17 protein-coding genes are annotated in these 18,301 nt (G+C 64.0%); 3 read left to right on the plus strand and 14 right to left on the minus strand.

All coding sequences use genetic code 11. From position 1 onward, the window contains the following. Positions 1–70 precede the first annotated feature (70 nt). The 3 genes from AC0QTX_RS03860 to AC0QTX_RS03870 are packed head-to-tail and all read right to left on the minus strand — an operon-like array spanning position 71 to position 3,497. Positions 71–1,564: a type IIL restriction-modification enzyme MmeI gene (locus AC0QTX_RS03860; RefSeq protein ID WP_474602505.1), complete on the minus strand. Its 1,494-nt coding sequence runs from the start codon at positions 1,562–1,564 to the stop codon at positions 71–73. Next, a complete protein-coding gene (locus AC0QTX_RS03865) occupies positions 1,546–2,610 on the minus strand; it encodes a DNA methyltransferase (RefSeq protein WP_474602506.1) in 1,065 nt (354 codons plus the stop codon). The genes AC0QTX_RS03860 and AC0QTX_RS03865 overlap by 19 nt, the downstream gene beginning before the upstream one ends. After that, on the minus strand, positions 2,607–3,497 hold the full coding sequence (locus tag AC0QTX_RS03870; RefSeq protein ID WP_474602507.1) for a type IIL restriction-modification enzyme MmeI: 891 nt from the start codon (positions 3,495–3,497) through the stop codon (positions 2,607–2,609). Before AC0QTX_RS03870 ends, AC0QTX_RS03865 begins: the two co-directional genes overlap by 4 nt. A 551-nt stretch (positions 3,498–4,048) precedes the next feature. Between AC0QTX_RS03870 and AC0QTX_RS03875 the strand changes: the two genes are divergently transcribed. Further along, on the plus strand, positions 4,049–4,309 hold the full coding sequence (locus AC0QTX_RS03875; protein ID WP_474602508.1) for a hypothetical protein: 261 nt from the start codon (positions 4,049–4,051) through the stop codon (positions 4,307–4,309). Positions 4,310–4,411: 102 nt separating this feature from the next. Here AC0QTX_RS03875 and AC0QTX_RS03880 read toward each other — a convergent pair whose 3' ends face one another. Beyond that, the gene (locus tag AC0QTX_RS03880; protein WP_474602509.1) at positions 4,412–4,972 is read right to left on the minus strand and encodes a hypothetical protein; all 561 of its coding nucleotides are present in this window, start codon (positions 4,970–4,972) and stop codon (positions 4,412–4,414) included. 191 nt (positions 4,973–5,163) lie between these two features. Between AC0QTX_RS03880 and AC0QTX_RS03885 the strand changes: the two genes are divergently transcribed. Further along, the gene (locus AC0QTX_RS03885) at positions 5,164–6,468 is read left to right on the plus strand and encodes an NAD(P)H-dependent oxidoreductase (protein ID WP_474602510.1); all 1,305 of its coding nucleotides are present in this window, start codon (positions 5,164–5,166) and stop codon (positions 6,466–6,468) included. Here the strand turns inward: AC0QTX_RS03885 and AC0QTX_RS03890 are convergent, their stop codons facing one another. From AC0QTX_RS03890 to AC0QTX_RS03910, 5 genes are all read right to left on the minus strand, one after another. Beyond that, positions 6,469–7,212 (minus strand): SDR family NAD(P)-dependent oxidoreductase, encoded by a 744-nt coding sequence (locus tag AC0QTX_RS03890; protein ID WP_474602511.1) that lies wholly within the window; start codon positions 7,210–7,212, stop codon positions 6,469–6,471. It abuts the gene before it with no gap. 6 nt (positions 7,213–7,218) lie between these two features. Then, positions 7,219–8,706: an amidophosphoribosyltransferase gene (gene purF, locus AC0QTX_RS03895; RefSeq protein ID WP_474602512.1), complete on the minus strand. Its 1,488-nt coding sequence runs from the start codon at positions 8,704–8,706 to the stop codon at positions 7,219–7,221. Positions 8,707–8,860: 154 nt separating this feature from the next. Then, positions 8,861–9,469: a CvpA family protein gene (locus tag AC0QTX_RS03900; protein WP_474602513.1), complete on the minus strand. Its 609-nt coding sequence runs from the start codon at positions 9,467–9,469 to the stop codon at positions 8,861–8,863. Positions 9,470–9,619: 150 nt separating this feature from the next. Beyond that, entirely contained in the window at positions 9,620–10,636 is a 1,017-nt protein-coding gene (locus AC0QTX_RS03905) for an NADP-dependent oxidoreductase (RefSeq protein ID WP_474602514.1), read from the minus strand. A 190-nt stretch (positions 10,637–10,826) separates the two neighbouring features. After that, positions 10,827–11,516 carry a hypothetical protein gene (locus AC0QTX_RS03910; protein WP_474602515.1) on the minus strand — a complete coding sequence of 230 codons (690 nt, stop codon included), beginning with the start codon at positions 11,514–11,516 and terminating at the stop codon, positions 10,827–10,829. Positions 11,517–11,537: 21 nt separating this feature from the next. Here AC0QTX_RS03910 and AC0QTX_RS03915 point away from each other — a divergent pair, with 21 nt between their 5' ends. Then, complete coding sequence (locus AC0QTX_RS03915; protein WP_474602516.1) at positions 11,538–12,035, plus strand: hypothetical protein; 498 nt, start codon at positions 11,538–11,540, stop codon at positions 12,033–12,035. A gap of 219 nt (positions 12,036–12,254) precedes the next feature. Here AC0QTX_RS03915 and radA read toward each other — a convergent pair whose 3' ends face one another. The 5 genes from radA to AC0QTX_RS03940 all read right to left on the minus strand — a co-directional run bounded on the left by radA (position 12,255) and on the right by AC0QTX_RS03940 (position 18,301). After that, positions 12,255–13,667 carry a DNA repair protein RadA gene (gene radA, locus AC0QTX_RS03920; protein ID WP_474602517.1) on the minus strand — a complete coding sequence of 471 codons (1,413 nt, stop codon included), beginning with the start codon at positions 13,665–13,667 and terminating at the stop codon, positions 12,255–12,257. After that, a complete protein-coding gene (gene alr / locus AC0QTX_RS03925) occupies positions 13,667–14,833 on the minus strand; it encodes an alanine racemase (protein WP_474602518.1) in 1,167 nt (388 codons plus the stop codon). The genes radA and alr overlap by 1 nt, the downstream gene beginning before the upstream one ends. Continuing rightward, positions 14,830–16,323 carry a replicative DNA helicase gene (locus tag AC0QTX_RS03930; RefSeq protein WP_474602519.1) on the minus strand — a complete coding sequence of 498 codons (1,494 nt, stop codon included), beginning with the start codon at positions 16,321–16,323 and terminating at the stop codon, positions 14,830–14,832. The genes alr and AC0QTX_RS03930 overlap by 4 nt, the downstream gene beginning before the upstream one ends. A 425-nt stretch (positions 16,324–16,748) precedes the next feature. Continuing rightward, a complete protein-coding gene (gene rplI / locus AC0QTX_RS03935) occupies positions 16,749–17,315 on the minus strand; it encodes a 50S ribosomal protein L9 (protein ID WP_474602520.1) in 567 nt (188 codons plus the stop codon). Between the two features lie 23 nt (positions 17,316–17,338). Further along, entirely contained in the window at positions 17,339–18,301 is a 963-nt protein-coding gene (locus AC0QTX_RS03940; protein WP_474602521.1) for a DUF2232 domain-containing protein, read from the minus strand.

The following is an 18,301-nucleotide window of genomic DNA, read 5'->3' on the forward strand; positions in this document are numbered from 1 at the left end:
GGAGGGCGCCTACGCGGGCGCCTTCCGGGGATCATCCGTTCGCGAGAACGCCCCTCCGGGCCAGGAGGGCTTAAGCCACACGCCTGAACTGGAAGGTCCTGCCCCCGTCCAGGGTTGAGACTTCGCCGATGCGAGCGGCGGCGGTGAGGATGGCGGCGATCTTCGGCTCCGCCTTCTTGCCCTGCTTGTAGGTGGCGGCGATCGTCGCAGCGTCCACCGGGCCGCGCGCGGCGGCAAGCGCCGCGAAGACCTCCGCGGCCTGTTCGATGGCGCTGGCAGGGAAGGAGCGCTTCTGCCCCTTCTCCGGCACGACCAACTCGACAGTGGTCTGTGCACCGGCTTCGGCAGCCGCCTGCTTGTCCGCGCCGCGTCCGAAGCGGGGGATCTGGTAGTCGGGCCGCAGCCAATGAACGATCCCGCGCCTCTCCTCCGCCGCGCGCTCGGCGTTCAACGCCACGAGGCGGGACAGGATCTCTTCGTCCGAGAGGTCCTGCGGCCAGCCATAGGCTTGGAACACGAGGGCATCGAGCTTCTCGTGCAACTCCTTTAGGATCAGGATGAACCCGTCGTTCTTGATGCGCTCCTCGTCCGCATCCAGAGCTGCGCCGGCTTTCAGCTTTTCCAGCACATTGTACATCTGTGTCAGCGTGAGCTTAGGTTGCTCTTCCTGGCGAGCTTTACGGAATGCGTCTAGCTCTTCAGCGACTGTGCGGACGCGTATCTTCAACGCATTTTCGCAGATTGGGAAGGGAAAGGGATCGAAGCAACGGGATTTGAGATAGCGTGGTGTCGGCCCAAGGTCCGCACCTTGTGCTAACGCCCACAGTGCATGAATGCTCGATGATAAAATCCCGAGATGATATGCATCAGCAGTAGCGATACATATCAGAGCGTCGTCCGATAAAATCTCTTGTTCCAAAAACTGAAATAGGCGGTGCTTAGAAGTAACCGGTGTGGCAAGAAAGCGGGAAAGCTCAGCAAGGGCTGGACGCATTTCACGACGAGGTTCGCCGAAGAGCCACCAATTAGTGCGGTAGGCTTCGCGATTGTTCAAATCCCGCTCAGGCTTCACCGATGCGAGCACATGCTGGTAGACTTCGGGATATAATCTGCGCACCTCATCGGCCTCGAGGCCGAGAAGATCGATCACCATCATGCCACGCGGGGCCGCCATCAGATCGCGACCGTTGCGATAAGGTCGAATATATTTGTGTAGATCGGGGCGTTTGCCACGTCCAAGATGCTCAGCTTCATGTGGCGTGATAATGAAACCTGCGCCATGGAGCTTCACCCCAGGAGAGCTCAACCCCTCATTAGCACGTAGTGGCACTGATAAGGTGAGATCTGTTCCAATCGATAAATCAGCATTTACGCGGCCTATGCGCTCCGTGAATTCCACCAATGGTGTATCTGTATCGAGCCCCTCCTCCCGTACCACTTTGCGCAAGGCGCCATCGTGCTTCCCTCTTGCCGCTACTGTCATAGCAATACGGACAGACGCCGCATCTTTAGTTGCCTTAGTCCAGGGGTGATCCGGAACCGCCATCAAGAGCGAAAGGGGCACCTTAGCCTCCATGCGCTTCTTGATGACACGATACGAAACGAAAATTCTTGTGTGATTGAGTTCGTGGTAATGAATCCGAAGCGGCGCAATCGCGTGCTCTTGGAAATGAGGATTTCCGCTGCACGGTCCCACCAGTACATCACAAAATCCGCACTCTCGTTGACATGCTTGTGTGCTGCCCAGAGCGCTTCAATATATGGATCGCCTAGTCGAGCCCGAAGAAACTTGCCACCAATAAACGGCGGATTACCGACAATGAAATCCGCCTCTGGCCAGATGGGACGGCGCGGGTTCGGATAGCTCTCCATCCCGTCGCGCACGACGGGCAGCGGGTAGCCATCCCAGGTGAGCACAGCGTTCTTGACCTCGATATTTTTGAACGCCTTCAGGATCGGCTCTGACGGCACACCACCTTTCGTGCGGAAATGCCATTGCAGATAGCCGATCCAGAGCACGAGTTCAGCAATCGCCGCAGCGCGCGGGTTCAACTCCAGGCCGAGGAACTGGTGCGGGTCGACATTGTGCGCCTCAAGGCCTGTGAGCACCTCCTGCCCGCCGAGATCGACGAGGGCTTCCAGCACTTCGCCTTCCAACCGCTTCATCAGCTCAAGCGAGACATAAAGGAAGTTGCCAGTGCCGCAGGCAGGGTCGAGCACTTCGATCTTGCAGAGCCTGGCGTGGAAGGCGCGCACCTCCTCCGCTGCGCCCTTGAGGTCACCGGCCTCGCGCTTGGCTTCGGCGATGGATTGCACCTGTCGCCAATCCTCCCGCAGGGGCTCGATGACGGTGGCGACGACGAGACGCTCCACATAGGTGCGGGGCGTGTAATGGGCGCCGAGGCGCCTGCGCTCGTTCTTGTCGAGGGCCTGTTCGAGGAGCGTGCCGAAGATCGCGGGCTCCACCTCGCGCCAGTTCTTGCCGGCAGCGACGGCGAGTTCGCCAATTTCTTCGACCGCCAGGGGCAGGGCGCGTGCATCGGCAAAGAGATTGCCGTTGAAGCGCAGCACCCGCTCGCGGATCGAGGCGGCAAACACACCTGCATTCATGCTGCGCGAGAGATCCTCCACCAGGGCACAAATTTCTTGGGATCCTTGCGGCATTCCTCCAGCAGCCCCTTGAATGAGTCCTCCGGCAGGAGACCCACATCCTCTGCAAACATCGTGAAGAGGCAGCGCATGAGGAACAGCGCCACGTCCTCCGCCGGATAGCTCTTCGCTTCAAGCGCCTTTGATACGGCGGCCAGCCGCTCGGCGATTTCGCGCGTGGCCTTGGCGGCGATGCGGGTGGGGTCGAGTGAGTGCGGGTCGAGCCAGATGCGCTGCAACCGCTCGCGCACCTCGGCCTTGCGCAGATCCTCCAGATAAATGCGAAAGCCCTGGCGGTCGGGGAACTGCGTGTAGTTCTTGCCCTGGCCCGAGAAATCCGCAAACACCTCGATGCAGTGGCCGACGTCGCAGACGAGGATGAAGGGCGGCCATCCGTGGGACGTAGGTAGCGCCCGGGCGTAATCCTCCGCCTGGCGCTTGGCATTCTTCATCAACGCGTCCCAAGCGCGGTCTGCGCCGCGCTTGCCGCGCTCACCGTCCGGCAGTTCGAAGCCGAACAGATCCGCAGTTCCGGCCACTTCCTTCTTGCCACCCTTCAGGCGGCTCTGCTTGGCCTCCAGCACGAAGGAGCCGCGCCTGTAGAGATCGATGCGTCCAAGGCTTTTCTCGTCATCGCACTGCTTTCGCACCACGCGCTCGAACACGTAGTCGTTGTTCTCGTGTGTCGCGTCGGCAGCCTCGGGCTCCGGCAGATTCAGCAGGCGGCAGAGTCTGATCAGAAAGAGCTGGTAATTGGCACGCTCCTGCCCGCCTTCGCGTCCCTGCCAATAGGCGATGAACTGGTCTACGTTTATTAGAGAAGGATCAGGCGGAAGAGCTAAGGACATTTTATTATATCACGTTTTAAACGTAATATCATTTGCATGCGCGTTAAGGTTGTATGCAAGCGGTTTTACGCCACCTTCGACCTTTCACTAATTGCCAATGCTGGTGCCCTTCAGGAGTGCTGTTCTTATTTTGTTCTTGACAATCCTCCTAACCCCAGCTATATCATTGCCCTAGACCTGCCTCTATCGAGGGGCGCGCTCGCGAGGCGTCGCAGTGTGGAGGCAGGCACGGTCCTGTGGTGCAGCCTCGCAAGCGGCACCGACAGGAGGCCCAGGCTGTGGGCCGGTAGTCGGAATCGGCTCCAGGCCCCGGTCGAGCAGACGGACCCCGCCTGGAGCGGTTACCGGGCTGGTCTCGCCTGAACGCCTAAACAAGCCGTGCGCGAAGAGGCATCCTGGCTCTTCCCTTCACCATCACACATCGAGCCGGGCTGCCCATCGCGCCACCCTCGATTGCCTCAAAGGCTCGGAGCCGAAACGGCTCCTGGGCCCGAAAGGTCATGCCTTTTCCCAAACATTTCAGATAAGCCATTTCTGCACGAGGTTTCATCATGAGCCGTGTTCGCACCATCCTTGAGCGCATGCCCGATGCCGACGATGCCTTAAGGCGCCTCGCCGACGTCATCCAGGTGCCGTCCACCTGCCGCCGGCGCCGGTGCCGCGACCAGGGCCGCTGCCAGGGCGGCTATGGCCCGCCGTGCTATTTCGAGGACCGCAAGCGCTTTGCGGACGCGGTGCTCGAGGACATGCACCAGCACCGGGAGTTCTGGATCGCCCAGCGCACCAGCTTCGAGGCGATCCTGAGGCGGTGAGGCAAGGATTTGGGCCGGCTGTCGTGCGTCCTTCGCTGCGAGCGTCCAACAAAAAAGCCCCTCCGGCACCGGAGGGGCTTGTCCCATATCCTTTCGGACGCGTCAGACGATGGAGAAGTCGTCGTGTGCGATGGTGGTTTTGTTGGCCAGGATAGCGAACTTGACCTGCGAAGCGCCGCCGATGCCGTCCTTGTCGTAGTAAAGGGAGCCGGTTTTTTTGTCGTAGATGATCCGGTCATCCTTGTCGTGAGCCTTCGCGCCGAGATGGAACGCGGTCTCCTTCAGCGCGCCACGGGCGATCTTGGAAAAGACTGCACGGGACAGGCTGATCGTATCGTCCGCCGCCTTGAAATCCATGATCTTGTCGACATTGGTCCTGGCGTTCAGCTTGGTGTCGAAAAAGAAGCCGTCCGGGCCGGTGCCGCCATAGAGCTTGTCGTTGCCGGCACCGCCCGCAAGGGCGTCCCTGCCGCCTCGGCCGTAGATCACGTCGTTGCCTCCTTGGCCGTAGAACCCGTCCATGCGGCTGGTGCCCTTGAGGATGTCGTTTCCGGGCGTTCCGAAGGGAGGGAGAGCCGCTGCGGCTGCACCCCAGAGGGCATCTTGTCCTGCGCCGGCGCTCGGGAGTGTCCAGCCGGTCCGGGAAATCATCTTGGTGCTCATGTGGTCGTCCTCAAATGGATTCTGCCCCTTGGTCGAATCAGCATCGAATAAGAGCGGATGGTGATTAACATAATGCTATTACCTAACGAAAGCGGCGAAGCCATGCGCGTTAGGGTTAGCCTGTTGACAGAGGGGGCGGCAGCTTCGAGCCTTGACGACCGAGGAAAGCCCGAGACGAGAGGCCACGCCCCATGAACCTGTCCGCATTGCTTCGCCAGCGCTCCGACACCGGCAGACCCGTTCGCGTGGCCCTGATCGGCGCGGGCAAGTTCGGCTCCATGTTCCTCGCCCAGGTGCCGACCATTGCGGGGCTGGAGGTCGCGGTGATCGCCGATCTCGACCCGGACCGGGCCAGGCAGGCCTGTCGCACCGTCGGCTGGGACGAGGCGCGGATGGCCGGCACGCGCTTCGTGGCCGAAGGGCTCGAGGCCTGCGGGGCGGATGACGTCGAGGTTGTGATCGAGGCCACGGGACATCCGGAGGCCGGCATCCGCCATGCGCTCAGCGCCATCGAGGCGGGCCGGCACATCGTCATGGTCAACGTTGAGGCGGATGTGCTGGCGGGGCCGCTGCTGGCCGAGAAGGCGCGGGAGCGGGGCGTGGTCTACTCCATGGCCTATGGCGACCAGCCGGCGCTGGTGGCCGAGATGGTCGACTGGGCCAGGGCTGCCGGCTTCACCGTGGCGGCGGCCGGCAAGGGCACCAAGTACCTGCCGCACTACCATCAGGTCACGCCGGACGATGTCTGGACCCATTACGGCCTCACCCCTGAACAGGCCAAGGCCGGGGGCATGAACCCGCAGATGTTCAACTCGTTTCTGGACGGCACCAAGTCCGCCATCGAGATGGCGGCCATCGCCAATGCCTGCGACCTTGACGTGCCGGAGGAGGGCCTGCGCTTTCCGCCCTGCGGGGTCGACGATCTCGCCCAGACCCTGCGCCCCCGCGGCATCGGCGGGCAGCTCGACCGCGACGGCATGGTGGAGGTGGTGTCCTCCCTTGAGCGGGACGGGCGGCCGGTGTTCCGGGATCTGCGCTGGGGCGTCTATGTCGTGCTCAAGGCGCCGAACGACTACGCAGCGGCCTGCTTCAGGCAGTACGGCCTGCCGACGGATTCAACCGGCCGCTATGCGGCCATGTACAAGCCCTTTCACCTGATCGGCCTGGAGCTGTCGATCTCCGTGCTCAGCGCGGCCCTGCGCGGGGAGCCGACGGGCTCGACCCGATCCTGGCGCGGCGACGCGGTGGCGGTGGCCAAGCGGGACCTCAAGGCGGGCGAGATGCTGGACGGGGAGGGTGGCTACACGGTCTATGGCCGCCTTGCAGCAGCCTCCCGCAGCAAGTCGGCGCGCATGCTGCCCATCGGCCTCGCCCATGGGGTGCGCCTCACCCGCGACGTGGCCGCGGGCGCGGTGGTGACGGAGGGCGACGTGGCCTTGGATGCGGAGAGGCTTGCCGTCCGGGTGCGCCGGGAGATGGTCGGCCGCTTCGGGTGATCAGGCCGGCGGCTGCGGCTCGATGACTTTGCCGTCCTGTGTGAAGTCGTAGATCCTGCCTGTCTCGGCCCAGGCGGGCAGGGCGAGCTTCACGATGTGCGGCGCGAGCTCTTCCGGCGTCTTGAGGGTCAGCGGATCCTCTCCCGGCATGGCGGCGCGGCGCATGTTGGTGCGCAAGGGGCCGGGGTTGAGGAGCATGACCTTGACCGGCGTCGTCACCGTCTCGGCCGCGTAGGTGCGCACCAGGGCCTCGAGCGCTGCCTTCGAGACCGCATACACGCCCCAATAGGCCTTGTGCTTGTGGGCGGCGCCAGACGTGATGAAGATCGCACGGCCGGCGTCGGAGGCGCGCAGCAGCGGGTCGAGGGAGCGGATCAGGCGGTAATTGGCCGTGACGTTCACCGCCATCACCTCGTCCCAGACCGGCTGGTCGATATGGGCGATCGGCGCCAGCTCGCCGAGCTGGCCCGCATTGCCGAGCAGGATGTCGAGCTTGCCCCAGCGCTCGTGGATCGCAGCACCCAAGCGGTCGAGTGCCTCGAGGTCCTTCAGGTTCACCGGCACCAGGGTGGCCGAGCCGCCCTTGGCCCGGATCTCGTCGTCGAGGGATTCGAGCGCGCCCTGGGTGCGGGCCAGCGCGATCACATGCGCGCCGGCCTCGGCCAGGGCGAGCGCCGCCGCGCGGCCGATGCCGCGCGAAGCGCCGGTGACGACCGCGACGCGGTTCTGGAGAGGCTTGTCCATGGTTCCTCAGTCGGCTTCGGCGAGAACCGCGAGACGGCGCGGGGTGGCGACGGTGAGGTCCGTCAGCGGCGTCGGGTAATCGCCCGTGAAGCAATGGTCGGTGAACTGGGGCTGTGCGGCGTTGCGGCCCGTCTCGCCCATGGCCCGGTAGACGCCCTCGATGGACAGGAAGGCGAGCGTATCCGCCCCGATGTACTGGCGCATCTGCTCCAGGTCATGGGTGGCGGCGAGCAGCTTCTCCTTCTCCGGCGTGTCGATGCCGTAGAAGTCCGGGTGCGTGATCGGCGGGCTGGAAATGCGGAAGTGGACCTCCTTGGCCCCGGCCTCGCGCATCATGCGGACGATCTTCACCGAGGTGGTGCCGCGCACGAGGCTGTCGTCCACGAGCACGATGCGCTTGCCGGCGATGGCCGCGCGATTGGCCGAGTGCTTCATGCGAACGCCGAGCTCGCGCACCGACTGGGTCGGCTGGATGAAGGTGCGGCCGACATAATGGTTGCGGATGATGCCGAGCTCGTAGGGCAGCCCGCAGGTCTGGGCATAGCCGAGCGCAGCCGGCACGCCGGAATCCGGCACCGGGATCACCACGTCCGCATCGGCAGGGGATTCGAGGGCCAGCTCCCGGCCCATGCCCTTGCGGATTTCATAGACGCTGCGGCCGTTCACGACGGAATCGGGCCGGGCGAAGTAGATGTACTCGAAGATGTCGGGGCGGGGGGGCACCTCCGGCGCGTAGCGGAAGGACTCGATGCCTTCATCCGAGATCACCACGCATTCGCCGTTCTCGATGTCGCGGACGAAGCGGGCGCCGATGATGTCGAGGGCGCAGGTCTCGGAGGCGAGGATGTAGCGGCCGTCGAGCTCGCCCAGCACCAGCGGGCGGATCCCCAAGGGGTCACGGGCGCCGATCAGCTTCTTGTTGGTGAGCGCCACCAGGGCGAAGGCGCCCTCGATCTTCTGGATCGCCTCGACGAAGCGGTCGATGACCCGGTCCTTGCGGCTGCGGGCCACGAGGTGGACGATCACCTCCGTATCCGTGGTGGACTGGCAGATGGCGCCGTCGCGGATCAGGTTGCGGCGCAGGGTCAGGCCGTTGGTCAGGTTGCCGTTGTGGGCCACCGCGAAGCCGCCGCCGTCAAGCTCGGCGAAAAGCGGCTGCACGTTGCGCAGCACCGTCTCGCCGGTGGTCGAGTAGCGGGTGTGGCCGATGGCCGAGATGCCTTCCAGGCGCTCGATGGTCGCCCGGTCGGAGAAGTTGTCTCCCACGAGGCCGAGCCTGCGCTCGGAATTGAAGACCGATCCGTTGAAGGTGACGATGCCGGCTGCTTCCTGCCCGCGGTGCTGCAGGGCATGGAGGCCAAGCGCCGTGATGGCCGCTGCGTCCGGGTGCCCGTAGATGCCGAAGACGCCGCATTCTTCGCGCAGGGTATCGCCGTCGAGGTCGAGGTTCACCTGCTTCGGGGTGACCTGCCACGTCTCAGACAAAGCAGACATCGATCATACCTTTGGGATTCGCGCCTGCACCGGCGCTGCCCTTATGTAGTCGCCCTCGCGCCAAACGCCAACGGCTTTTCTGACGCTGCCGGAAACGTGGTGCCAAGCCCATCGGATGGGTCCCAACAGCGCATTTAACGTGTGGTTTCGATGCTTAGCTGCGCCGCTGGGGTGCCTGCGGCGCGGCCGGAGCGGCGGGTGCCGCAGGGCGCTGAGGATCGGGCTCGGCCGGCTCGGCCGCTTCCGGGGCAGCGTCCTTGTTGCGCAGGCGCTGGATCAGAGCCTCGGCATTCTCCGGCAGCATGGCGATGATATTGTCGCGGGCGTTCTCCATGGCCGGACGGGTCTTGGACTCCGTGGCCCACGGGGGCTCCTTGCCCTGGAGCAGCCAGCTCAGGAAAGCCCAGCCGATCACGCAGATCAGGAAGCCCCGCGCCGCACCGAAGAACAGCCCCAGGGTCCGGTCAAGGGCGCCGATCCGGGAATCGAGGATCAGGTCCGAGATCTGCACCGTGATGATGGAGACGATGATCAGGGTGATGACGAAGATGGCCCCGATGGAGGCAACGAGCGCGACCGTGTTGCTGCTGATGTATTGCTGGGCAATCGGCAGGGCGGTCGGATGCAGGTACCAGGCGGCTGCGGCTGCAACCACCCACGCCACGATGGCGAGAACCTCGCGGGTGAAGCCGCGCACGGCAGCAAGAAGAGCCGAGATCAGGACGATACCGATCACGACGAGGTCCAGAACGGAAAAGGGCATGAGCCGGGCCTACGCAGATGAACAGGAGTGGAGCCGCCTTTGCGGGTTCGAAGCCTGGCTCTATAGCGTTAAGAAAGGCTTTCGTCACCCCAGGGAAGTTGAGCCTGCACGGGAAGGTGGCGGGTTGCCGCCTCCGGCAGGCCTTCGGGCTCAGGCCACCTGCACGATCAGCTTGCCGAAATTCCGGCCCTCGAGCAGGCCGATGAAGGCATCAGGAGCGCTCTCGAGCCCCCGGACGATATCCTCCCTGTGCCTGACGCGCCCCTCGGCGATCCATTGCCCCATGTCCCGGAGGAAGGCGGGACGCTGGTCGCTGAATTCGCGCTGGATGAAGCCGCGGATGGTGAGGCTCTTGGTGAGGACATCGCGCATGAGGACCGGCAGGCGATCCGGCCCTTCGAAGGGGCCCGTGGCGTTATATTGCGCGACGAGGCCGCAGACCGGGATGCGGGCGAAGGTGTTGAGCAGGGGAAAGACCGCATCCCAGACCGTGCCGCCGACGTTCTCGAAATAGACGTCGATCCCGTCCGGGCATGCCGCTCGCAGTTCCTCGGCGAGGGTGGGCGAGCGGTGGTCCAGCGCGGCGTCGAAGCCGAACTCATTTTGGATGAATGCGCATTTCTCAGGCCCGCCGGCGATGCCGACCGCCCGGGCGCCCTTGATCTTCGCGATCTGCCCGACCGCCGAGCCGACAGGTCCGCTCGCTGCAGCCACGACCACGGTCTCGCCCGGCTTGGGCTGTCCGAGGGTCAGCAGACCCGCATAGGCCGTGAAGCCCGGCATGCCGAGCACGCCCAGCGCGGTGGTCACCGGCGCCTGGTCGGGATCGAGCTTGCGCAGGGCCTTTCCGTCGGCGACGGCATGGGACTGCCAGCCGGAATGGGAGAGGACGATATCGCCCGGCTTGTAGTCGGGATGCCGGCTCTCCAGAACCTCGCCGACCGTGCCGCCCTCCATCACCTGACCGATTTCAACCGCCGCCGCGTAGGATCTCGCGGCGCTCATGCGACCCCGCATGTAGGGGTCGAGCGAGAGGTAGCGAACTTTCAGCAGCACCTGACCCTCGCCGGGAGCGGGAATGGGCGTCCGCACAAGCTTGAAATTATCCTGGGAAGGGCGGCCGGTGGGCCGTGAGGCAAGGAGGATCTGGAGGTTCTGTTCGGACAAAGTCGGAACTCCTGGGGTTGGGGCTCGCACGCCGCTCTTCTTTTCTTCTTTGGGCGTGCTCGTGTCGTTTCATTAGGTCGATGCGCCGCCCTGCTCCGTCAAGTCTCAGAGCTTCATTCCGAAGGGCCATACAACAAGAAAGGCTCCGGCGTTCCCGCCGGAGCCTCTCGGATTCTCATAAGAAAGCGTCTTACATGAACAGGAAGTCGTCGGCGGTGAGCGTGGTGCCGGGCTTCACCTTGAGGATCTCGATGCCCTTGCCCTTGCCGGATCCGTCCACGTCCAAGTAAACGAAGCCGTTCTTCTTGTTGTAGAACACGTAGTCGTTCGACCCGTCCGGGGTGTCGTTGATCTTGGTGCCGACGTTGAAGAACTTCTTCTCGAGCTTCTGACCCTTCTTGAAGATCTTGTCGAGGCCGACGGATTTCGTCGAACCCTTGTCGGGCCGACCGCCACCCTTGTCGTCCGGCTTGCCCTTGTCGTCGTCTGCGCCTCTCTTCGACTGCACATCGCTCGTCTTCGGACCCTTCACCTTGAAGGCTTTGAGAGCCGCCAGGCTGATCTGGATCGTGTCCTCGGACTTGAAGTCCTCGATCTTGTCGAAATGACCCTTCTTCACGGGGGTGTTGAACACGAAGGTATCCGCACCGATTCCACCGTAGAGCTTGTCTTTTCCGAGCCCGCCGTTCAGAACGTCGTTGCCCGCATCACCCCAAAGAGTGTCGTTGCCGGTTCCACCGTTCAGCGCGTCGTTGCCCGCTAAACCATAGATCTTATCGTTGCCGCCGTTGCCGCTGATGACATCAGCCCCGGTCGTTCCGGTGACCTTGTTGCCGCGGTCCGAGTCATCCTCCGTCTCGACCTCGTCGGTGACGGTCAACGTGACTTCCCTCACTATCGATTGCAGCTGTCCATCGACCGTTGCAGTCGCTTTAATGAAGACCTTGTAGCTGCCGATATCCTCATCATCGAGAGAGGCCTTCAGCATAATTTTGTCGCCAACAACATCGAAAAAGGCGTGAGTCGTCGGAGTTGCACCATCCAGACCAGTCACGAAGCTGTAGGTGTAGACATCACCTGCATCTTCGTCGACAGCCGCCAAGGTGGCAACTTCCGCTCCTACGTGGTCATCTTCGGAAACAGTTCCGCCCGTTACCAAAATCCCAGTCGGAGCCTCGTTCATATCCGTAACATCAACTCTGACATTGGCAGGCGTAACTTCGGTGTCTTGGGTTCCTATCGCGATGATGTTCAAGTTGAACGATGTGAGACTGCTTTCAAAATTGAAGAGGCAAGCCGTCTTCACACGGATTTTGTCGCCGTCGATCTCAAAACGGCCGTCAAAATCATTAGTGAGCTTGTAGGTGAAAGTTTCACTATTTGCTCCGCCAGTAACTGAGAGGGCTGCAACGACGTCGCTGGGTTTTGGGTTCTCTGCAATCGTGATGACGGATAAAGTATTAATCGTAGCCATAAATGCCCCTTACTAAATCCATTGACTGCTTAATACCTCGTTGAGGGTGCCTTGAAGGAGCAGTCAGAGACGCACTGTTGTAGAATGGCTCTAAGGTGTCAATCTACCTGAACGGCCTAGACGCTTGCATGTATGCAAGTCAGCCTACGATGCCTTCCGCCGCCGCGCCGCGATATTGGCCACGAGATCGGTGATGTGGCCGATGGCCGAGGTGGCCAAGGGGAGCCGTTCGCCCTTCGAGCCTTTGGCCTTGTCCAGTCTCGGCTGCGGAGAGACGGCGCTCGAGAAGCCGAGCTTGGCCGCCTCCTTCAGCCGCGCCTGCTCCTGGGCCACCGGCCTGATCGCCCCGGACAGGCCCATCTCACCGAAATAGACCGTATCCGGCGGCAGGGGATTGCCCGAGAGAGAGGAGACCAGGGCGGCGGCTGCCGCCAGGTCTGCCGCAGGCTCGGTGATGCGCAGACCGCCGGCGACGTTGAGGTAGACGTCGTGCATGCCGAGCTTCAGCCCGCCATGGGCCTCCAGCACCGCGAGCACCATCGAGAGGCGGCTCTGGTCCCAACCGACCACGGCGCGGCGGGGCGTGCCGAGGGACGAGGGGGCGACAAGGGCCTGGATCTCGACGAGCAGCGGGCGCGTGCCCTCCATGCCGGCGAACACGGCCGTGCCGGCCGTCGCCATGTCGCGGCCGGCGAGAAACAGTTCGGAGGGGTTGGGCACCTCGCGTAGGCCTTGGTCGGACATCTCGAACACGCCGATCTCGTCGGTCGGTCCGAAACGGTTCTTCACGGCGCGCATGATGCGGAAATGGTGGCCAGTATCGCCCTCGAACGAGACCACGGCATCGACCATGTGCTCGACCACGCGGGGGCCGGCGATCTGACCGTCCTTGGTGACGTGACCCACGAGAATGACGGCCGTGCCGGTGGTCTTGGCGAAGCGGATCAGCGCCTGGGCAGAGCCGCGCACCTGGGTGACGGTACCGGGCGCGGATTCCACCGTCTCGGTCCACATGGTCTGGATCGAGTCGATGATGGCCAGCGCCGGCGGGCGGCCCTGGCTCAGGGTTGCGATGATGTCCTCGACGTTGGTTTCGGAGGCGAGCTCGACGGGCGCCTGGCCGAGGCCGAGGCGCTCGGCCCGCAGGCGCACCTGGGCCACCGCCTCCTCGCCCGAGATATAGGCTACGCGCTCGCCGCGCATCGCCAGTGCGGCGGAGGCCTGCATGAGGAGCGTGGACTTGCCGATGCCCGGATCGCCGCCGAGCAGGATGATCGACCCATGCACGAAGCCCCCGCCGGTGACCCGGTCGAGTTCGGCGATGCCGGAGGGAGTGCGCGGCGCCTCTTTGGTCTCGCCCTGAAGGCCTTCGAGCGGAAAAATCCGCCCCTTGGCACGGGAGGGGCGCGTGGCGGCCGGTCCTGCCATCGGGCTTGCGGCGCCTGCTTCCTCGACGATGGTGTTCCAGCCGCCGCAGGCCTCACACTTGCCTTTCCAGCGGTTGTAGACCGCGCCGCATTCCTGGCACGTGAAGGCGGGGTGACGCTGCTTGGCCATCAGGCTTCTCCCCCGCGATAGGCACGGGCGTAGCGCACACCGAGATTGGTCAGGATCTCGTAGCCGATGGTGCCGGCGCGGCGGCCGACCTCGTCGATGGTGAGATCGCCGCCGATCAGCGTGACCGTGTCACCGCGTTTCACTTCTGCCTCCGGCACATCCGTGACGTCGATGGTGATCAGGTCCATGGAGACGTTGCCGGCGAAGGGGCAGGGGTGTCCGGCGACCCGTGCCATGCCGGCGAGCAACTCTTCGCCGCTGCTGCCCCGAGCGCTCGCCGAGCGCGGATAGCCGTCCGCATAGCCCACGGAAAGCGTGGCGATGCGGCGCCTCGTTAGTGCAAGCCAGCGGCCGTTATAGCCCACTGTGTGCTCCGCCTCGACCCAGCGCAGCTGCACGATGCGGCCTTCGAGGCCCACCACCGGACGCATTGGGTTGTCCTTATCAGGAGTTGGATTGCCGCCATAGAGGGCATAGCCGGGGCGCACCAGATCGTAGCTGGGCTTGTCGCGCAGAAAGATGCCCGAGGAATTGGGCAGCGAAGCCGGGATCCCGGGAAGGGTCGAGCGGATGGCTTCGAACGCTTCGATCTGCTGGCGGTTGAGCGGGTTGTCGCTCTCCTCGGCGCTCACGAAGTGGCTCATGAGCAGGGCTGTCTCGAAGCTCTTTAGTTCCTGGCGATCCTTCAGTGTCATGCCCTGCGGTACCGTGAGCCCGAGGCGGTTCATGCCGGTGTCGACATGGATGGCGGCCTTCAGCTTCTGCGATTGTGCCCGGCAGAACCCGGCCCATTCCTCGATCTCCTCGAAGGAGCCGAGAACCGGACGCAGATCGAATTGCGCGTAAGTGGGGCAGGTGCCGGCGAAAAGCCCGTTGAGCACATAGATCGTCGCCTCAGGAGCAACCGCTCGCGCGCGGATCGCCTCGCTCAGATGCGCCACGAAGAAGGTGCGGCAGTCGGTGTGTGTGAGAGCCGGCACGGCCTTCTCGATCCCGGTGCCATAGGCATTTGCCTTGACGACGGCGGCCGTCTCCGCGCCGCCCGCATGGTCGCGCAGGGTACGCCAGTTTGCCGCGAGGGCGTCGAGGTCGATGTGGAGAACACCGCCGGCGGCCTGCTCGGGAATGCCGCCGGTGCTGCTGTTCTGAGAGGTATGCCTGGTCAATCGCCAATCCGTTCGGGAAGTTTGTCTTCATCCGCAAGGTCGGTGAAGCGGGTGATGTCGGCCTGGAAGGCCAACTGCACGGTGCCGGTGGGTCCGTGACGCTGCTTGCCGACAATGACCTCGGCCTTGCCGTGAACCTGATCCATTTCCGACTGCCACTTGAAATATTCCTCGGTGCCGGGCTTCGGCTCCTTGTTCTTCAGATAGTACTCGTCGCGGTAAACGAACATGACCACGTCGGCGTCCTGCTCGATCGAGCCCGATTCACGCAGGTCGGAGAGCTGCGGCCGCTTGTCGTCGCGGGATTCCACCTGACGGGAGAGCTGGGACAGGGCGACCAGCGGAACCGACAGCTCCTTGGCGAGGGCCTTGAGGCCGGTGGTGATCTCGGTGAGCTCCTGCACGCGGTTCTCGCCTTTCTTGGAGGAGCCGGAGAGGAGCTGAAGGTAGTCGACGATCAGCACGTCGAGGCCGCGCTGGCGCTTGAGGCGCCGCGCACGGGCGGCGAGCTGGGCGATGGAGATGCCGCCGGTCTGGTCGATGTAGAAGGGGATCGACTGCATCTCGCGGGCAGCCTCGGTGATCTTGTAGAAGTCGTCCTCGCGCATGTCGCCGCGGCGGATCTTGTAGGAGGGCACGCCCGACTGCTCGGCGATGATACGGGTGGCAAGCTGCTCCGCCGACATTTCGAGGGAGAAGAAGCCCACGATGCCGCCGTTGACGGTCTTCAGGTTCCCGTCCTGCTGCTTCTCGGCCCGGTAGGCCTTGGCGATGTTGAAGGCGATGTTCGTCACCAGCGAGGTCTTGCCCATGGCCGGGCGCCCGGCCAGGATCACGAGGTCCGAGGGCTGCAGCCCGCCTAGGGCCTTGTCGAGGTCCTTCAGGCCCGTGGATATGCCCGACAGGGCACCCTCTCTCTTGTAGGCTGCAGCCGCCATGTCGATGGCGGCGGTGAGCGCATCGGAGAAGCGCTGGAAGCCGCCGTCGTATCGGCCGGTTTCAGCAATCGCATAGAGCCGCCGCTCCGCCTCCTCGATCTGGTCCCGAGGCGAGGAGTCCACAGGGGCGTCGAAGGCGGCGTTGACCATCTCCTCGCCGATGTTGATCAGGTTGCGGCGGATCGCGAGGTCGTAGATGGCGCGGCCGTAATCCTCGGCATTGATGACGGTGGTCGCTTCGGCCGCGAGGCGCGCGAGATATTGCGACACGGTGATGCCGCCGAGATCCTGGTCCCCCAGGAAGGTCTTCATGGTGATCGGTGTCGCGACCTTGCCGGCCTTGATCAGGCTCGTGGCGACCTCATAGATCCGCCGGTGCAGATCCTCGATGAAATGAACGGCTTCGAGGAAATCGGAGACACGGTAATAGGCATCGTTGTTGACCAGGATCGCGCCCAGCAGTGCCTGTTCGGCCTCGATGTTGCTGGGAGGCGTCCGAAACTGCGGCTCGGCGGTTTCGAGACGGGCGATCAGGGCGTTGGCGGTGGCCATCCGGCGCTCCGGGAAACAGGAGAAGGGTTAGAGTCTCTTAGACTGCAATTGGTGTCCTAAACGTTGCCTTGCGGACACGAAGTGGGACAAGCATCCGAACTGTCCTCGCTGTCCTCGATTCTCACACCATCCATCTTTTCGCAGGCGTCCTGGCTTGACTCTCCCGCAAGCCTGAAACCCAAAGAAAAAACGCTCCCCGTCGAATCGACGGAGAGCGCCATTTTAGAACAAAACAAGAACTAGAGCAACCGCTCGAGCTTGGTTGCTGCGCCAACGCATCCTGGCGAACGGCAGCTGCGATGGTACCTGCCCGTCATCACCGGCCTTGTGCCGGTGATCCCGAACCGTGGCTCATCGCTCCTCCAATCGAGATGGCCGGGACTGATCCCCGGATCAAGTCCGGGGACGGCCATGACGTGGAGGTCTTAGAGCTCGTCGTCGCCGCCAGCTTCGGCCAGGGCCGCGCCGACCTCGAGGCCGAGGTCGTCGAGGTTGGTCTCCTCGCGGGTCGTGACCGCTTCGCCGCGCGCCTGACGCTCGGCTTCCTCGGGGCTGCGGGCGACGTTGATGGTCACCTTCACCTCGACCTCCGGATGGAGGGCGACCGGCACATTGTGCAGGCCGATGGTCTTGATCGGCTGGTTGATGGCGATCTGGTTGCGGTCGACCGTGAAGCCGTTCTGGGTCATGATCTCGGCGAGGTCGCGGGTGGAGACCGAGCCGTAGAGCACGCCGGTCTCACCGGACTGGCGCAGGATGATGAAGCTCTGGCCGTTCAGCTTCTCGCCGACGGCTTCCGCTTCCTTGCGGCGCTCGAGGTTGCGGGCCTCGAGCTGGGCGCGCTGAGCGTCGAAATGCTTCTTGTTGCCCTCGGTGGCGCGCAGAGCCTTGCCGCGCGGCAGGAGGAAGTTGCGGGCGTAGCCCGAGCGGACCTTCACGGTCTCGCCCATCTGGCCGAGCTTTGCGACGCGCTCGAGAAGAATCACATCCATGGTTGTCTCCTTTAGGTTCGTGATCAGGTGGAAAGGGTTGGTGGTGGATTCGGCCGCGTGCCGAAGCGGCGACGCAGGCCGAAGGTGGAATCGGCAAGGCCGAACAGGGCCAAGGCGACCATCAGGATGCCCTGGGTGACGAAGATCAGGACGTAGAGGGCCGACAGCAGGAACGAGCGGCCGGACCGGCCCCGCGTGCGGTCATGGATGGCGGCCAGCCCCTGCAGGGCGAAGGCCATCAGGAAGGCACCCGACAGAGCCATGCCCAGCGCGCCGATGAAGCCGCCGAAATTCGCCATGATGAGGGCGCCGATCAGGATCAGCCCGGCGGAGCGGGGCATCACCAGCTCCGGCACCGGCGGCCAGGGGCGCGGCAGGCGCTTGGACGCCAGGACGATCCGGGCGGCGGCCCAGAGATAGAGGGCCAGCACCGTGACGAAGCCCTGGGCCGACAGGAAAGGCGTGAGGCGGGCGAAAAGGGAAATCAGCTGCTCCCGGGTCTCGGCTTCGAGAGCTCCTTCGCCCGCGGCTGCGAACTGGGCGTTCACGAAGGCCTCGGCCACGTCGCGGGTATTCTGAGCGAAGGCGCCATAGTCTCCGCCCGTGGAGATCACGCCCGCGGCAATGATGGTGAGCGCGGCCGTCGCCGCGGCCCAGGCCAGCAGGCGCCCGACCGGATACCATTCCATGGTGCCGTCCGGCCCGGGGCGCCCGAGAAGGGCCAGGTAGGACAGCCACCAGGCGGGCAGGGCTGTGATAAGCGCAAAGCCGAGACCGCTCAGCGGCGACAGGATCAGCGCGATCGCGAGGCCGCCCACGAGGGCCGCCACGAGGCCGGAGCGGTGGTCCCAGCCGAGGGACACGATCAGGACGGGAATGGGGGCAAGCAGATACAGCATGGCCGCCAGCGGGGTCGCCTTGACGATCACCGCGGTCAGAAGGGCCGATACGAGGCCCGCGCCTATGCCTGTAGCAATAAAATTCAT

It is taken from the genome of Microvirga sp. jy35, assembly GCF_056148915.1.

Excerpts from the sequence above, each read along its gene's own strand:
- AC0QTX_RS03865 (WP_474602506.1), bottom strand. The coding sequence starts at position 2,610 with ATGAATGCAGGTGTGTTTGCCGCCTCGATCCGCGAGCGGGTGCTGCGC.
- AC0QTX_RS03870 (WP_474602507.1), bottom strand. The coding sequence starts at position 3,497 with ATGTCCTTAGCTCTTCCGCCTGATCCTTCTCTAATAAACGTAGACCAG.
- AC0QTX_RS03875 (WP_474602508.1), top strand. The coding sequence starts at position 4,049 with ATGAGCCGTGTTCGCACCATCCTTGAGCGCATGCCCGATGCCGACGAT.
- AC0QTX_RS03880 (WP_474602509.1), bottom strand. The coding sequence starts at position 4,972 with ATGAGCACCAAGATGATTTCCCGGACCGGCTGGACACTCCCGAGCGCC.
- AC0QTX_RS03885 (WP_474602510.1), top strand. The coding sequence starts at position 5,164 with ATGAACCTGTCCGCATTGCTTCGCCAGCGCTCCGACACCGGCAGACCC.
- AC0QTX_RS03890 (WP_474602511.1), bottom strand. The coding sequence starts at position 7,212 with ATGGACAAGCCTCTCCAGAACCGCGTCGCGGTCGTCACCGGCGCTTCG.
- purF (WP_474602512.1), bottom strand. The coding sequence starts at position 8,706 with ATGTCTGCTTTGTCTGAGACGTGGCAGGTCACCCCGAAGCAGGTGAAC.
- AC0QTX_RS03900 (WP_474602513.1), bottom strand. The coding sequence starts at position 9,469 with ATGCCCTTTTCCGTTCTGGACCTCGTCGTGATCGGTATCGTCCTGATC.
- radA (WP_474602517.1), bottom strand. The coding sequence starts at position 13,667 with ATGGCCAAGCAGCGTCACCCCGCCTTCACGTGCCAGGAATGCGGCGCG.
- AC0QTX_RS03930 (WP_474602519.1), bottom strand. The coding sequence starts at position 16,323 with ATGGCCACCGCCAACGCCCTGATCGCCCGTCTCGAAACCGCCGAGCCG.
- rplI (WP_474602520.1), bottom strand. The coding sequence starts at position 17,315 with ATGGATGTGATTCTTCTCGAGCGCGTCGCAAAGCTCGGCCAGATGGGC.
- AC0QTX_RS03940 (WP_474602521.1), bottom strand. The coding sequence starts at position 18,301 with ATGAATTTTATTGCTACAGGCATAGGCGCGGGCCTCGTATCGGCCCTT.